This is a genomic window from Mesorhizobium sp. M8A.F.Ca.ET.021.01.1.1 (assembly GCF_003998025.1).
Taxonomy (GTDB): domain Bacteria; phylum Pseudomonadota; class Alphaproteobacteria; order Rhizobiales; family Rhizobiaceae; genus Mesorhizobium.
On the sequence record NZ_RZSJ01000733.1, the window covers coordinates 1 to 2,626 of the forward strand.

4 protein-coding genes and 1 pseudogene are annotated in these 2,626 nt (G+C 60.0%); 2 read left to right on the plus strand and 3 right to left on the minus strand.

Translation table 11 applies throughout. The features are described 5' to 3' along the window. On the minus strand, positions 1-263 hold a 263-nt coding region (locus EOA36_RS33015; RefSeq protein WP_189553483.1), incomplete at its 3' end, for an aldo/keto reductase. Positions 264-381: 118 nt separating this feature from the next. Continuing rightward, positions 382-843 carry a hypothetical protein gene (locus tag EOA36_RS33020; RefSeq protein WP_127280964.1) on the minus strand — a complete coding sequence of 154 codons (462 nt, stop codon included), beginning with the start codon at positions 841-843 and terminating at the stop codon, positions 382-384. Positions 844-1,239: 396 nt separating this feature from the next. Between EOA36_RS33020 and EOA36_RS37850 the strand changes: the two genes are divergently transcribed. Beyond that, complete coding sequence (locus EOA36_RS37850) at positions 1,240-1,404, plus strand: hypothetical protein (protein ID WP_127280965.1); 165 nt, start codon at positions 1,240-1,242, stop codon at positions 1,402-1,404. Between the two features lie 54 nt (positions 1,405-1,458). Here the strand turns inward: EOA36_RS37850 and EOA36_RS33030 are convergent, their stop codons facing one another. Then, positions 1,459-1,965: a DUF1993 family protein gene (locus EOA36_RS33030; protein ID WP_127280966.1), complete on the minus strand. Its 507-nt coding sequence runs from the start codon at positions 1,963-1,965 to the stop codon at positions 1,459-1,461. 140 nt (positions 1,966-2,105) lie between these two features. On the opposite strand from EOA36_RS33030, the pseudogene EOA36_RS33035 reads away from it, so the two are divergent. Continuing rightward, positions 2,106-2,626: pseudogene (locus tag EOA36_RS33035) on the plus strand (DUF1176 domain-containing protein); the annotation flags it as partial.

Genomic DNA, 2,626 nt, shown 5'->3' on the forward strand with positions numbered 1-2,626 from the left:
ACCTTTGAGGCAAGGATCACCTTGTCGCGATTGCCCTTTGCCTTCATCCAGCTGCCGATGATCTTCTCGGTCCGCCCTTGCGTCTCCGCCTTGGGCGGGATCGGATAGAGTTCGGCGGTGTCGATGAAATTGACGCCACGCGAGAAGGCCAGGTCCATCTGGGCATGGCCCTCGGCCTCGGTGTTTTGCTGGCCCCAGGTCATCGAACCGAGGCAAATCTGGGTAACAAGAAGATCGGTCCGACCGAGACGGCGTTTGTGCATGGAATTCTGCTCCGGAGGGAAAAACATGCGCGGCTGCGCGGGAGGAAACCTCATCTTATAGGAAAGCGGAGGCGCTCTCCAAGCCTTGCCAGGCCGACTTTTGCGTGAGCAGGGACGGCTAGCGGCGTGCGGCGGCCACGGCGCGGCGCTTGGCCTCGTCGATCAGCATGTTGGCCACTTGCATGCGGATCATCGCGCGCTGGCGCAAATGCGGGGCAACCCGGTCAGGATGGTTGGCAAAAGCAAAGCTGCGGCGCATGCGACTGAAATCGGCAACGACCTTGGGCTGATTCAGTCCCAGTTCGACCGCAATCGATTCAGGATCGATTGGCGGCAATTCGTCTTCCGGCTTCGGTTCTTCGCCAGCCAGGGCCAGCCTTGCCTGTTCAAGCAGGGCGGCAAATTCGCTGGCCAGATCAGCACCAGCCTCGCGATATTCCGCGGCGGATACCTTGATGCGGCCGGAATGGAGTTCATCGGCGACCGAAAGATAGTCGAACGGGATGGATGGGCGCGCGCCGGTCTCGTCGCCCTCGATGCCGTCGCCCTTGTCGGAGGCAACGAAGAGGTCGTCGAGCAACGAAGCGAAATCACGCTTGGCGCTGGTAGCGATGTCAGCCTCCCCCTTGCCTGACTGTCTGGACTACAGAGCATAGAACCGGCTCGTTAAAAATACATGCCACCGGTCTTAACGAATTTAGCCGTTGCGAGGATTGCTATCGAGGATCAATGGCTCCTCGACCAAAAGCCGGACTGCACTTTCATGCAGTCCGGAAATTCGCCAGGAGTGGCGAGGAAAAACTGGCCACGTGCCAGCGTCGAAGCCTACGATCGACGCGGCGCAAAAGTTTCATCAGGCCGCAAAAAATTTTTATGAAAATCATTCGGACATGGCAGGCATGCAAATGCTGCACTGCACAATTGTCACGATTCACGTATATTGTGTGGTGTGGAGGACCAACCAGGAGCCTGAATCATGGGTTTCTTCACGGAAATGTTTGCCCGGCCGCGCCCACAGGAACATCAGAGATATCGTGCGGCGCTGGCGCTGCTTCATTCGATGAGCAGCGCCGAGCGTGCCGACATCGGCATCAAGCCCGCCGATTTCCCGCGTATCGCCCGCGAAATGTCCATCCGCTAGGCTGCATCCCGCGAGATGTCCCGGATCGATCCAGGACATCTCGAACCTCACGCCTCAACGCGATCCCAGGAACGTCGCCTTGCCCAACGGCACGCCATTGTGGCGAAGGATGTCGTAGGCGGTGGTGAGGTGGAAATAGAAGTTGGGCATGGCCACATGCAGCAGATACTGCATGCCGCTCAATGTGGTTTCCCGGCCCCCCAGCTTCAACTCGATCATCCTGTCATCCGACCCGTCGATATCGGCGGGCGAGAAAGTCGCCAGATGGGCCAGTGTCTTGGCGATCCTCGCTTCGAGATCGGCAAAGCTCGCCTCATTGTCTTCGTATTTCGGCACTTCGCGGCTGGCCAGCCGTGAGGGTGCTCCCTTGGCATGGTCGGTGGCGATCTGCACCTGCCGAGTCAAAGCGAACATGTCGGGCGCAAGCCGCGCCGTCAAAAACACCTGCGGGTCGATCTTGCGGTCAAGCGCGTTTTGTTCGGCTGCCGCGAGCACATTGGAAAGTGCTTTCAGCCTGGCTGAAAACACGGGCACGGATGCCTCATACATCGATATCGTCACGTCAGATCTCCTGTCCGGCAGGAACGCCGGCGGGAGGACGTAGCGCCCTCAAGCACGATTCTTCAAGGTGCAGCCGCACTGCGTCACCACGTCGCCGCAATCGCCATGGTAGAATCTTCGTTATCGAGCGGAGATTCCCGATGAGACGCGCCCTTCTCGCAGCGACAGCCCTTCTCTCCCTTGCCACGACAGCCCAGACGGCATTGGCCGCCAGCGATACGCCCGAAGCGCCTTACGTCGATGATCGGTCGAGCGCGGATGCGGTCGTCCGCTCGCTCTACAGCGCCATCAACCGGCACGAATTCGCTCGTGCCTGGGGCTATTACGGCGATACAAAGCCGGCAAAGGATTTCGATACGTTCGTCAAAGGCTATGACGGCACCGATACGGTGGAGGTCAAGACCGGTCCGATTTCGGACGAGGGCGCGGCGGGCAGCATCTATTACAATGTCCCGGTCGCCATCCAGGCAACCGACAAGAAGGGCGAAGCGAAGGTCTTCGCCGGCTGCTACACGCTGCGCCAGGTCAACGCCCAGATCCAGGCGCCGCCCTTCCAGCCGATCTTCATCGACAAGGGGGCGCTGAAGCCCTCCACCGCGAATTTCGACGATGCGGTACCGCCAAGCTGCGGCGACGGTCCGCCGCCGCCGAAGAAGGATGC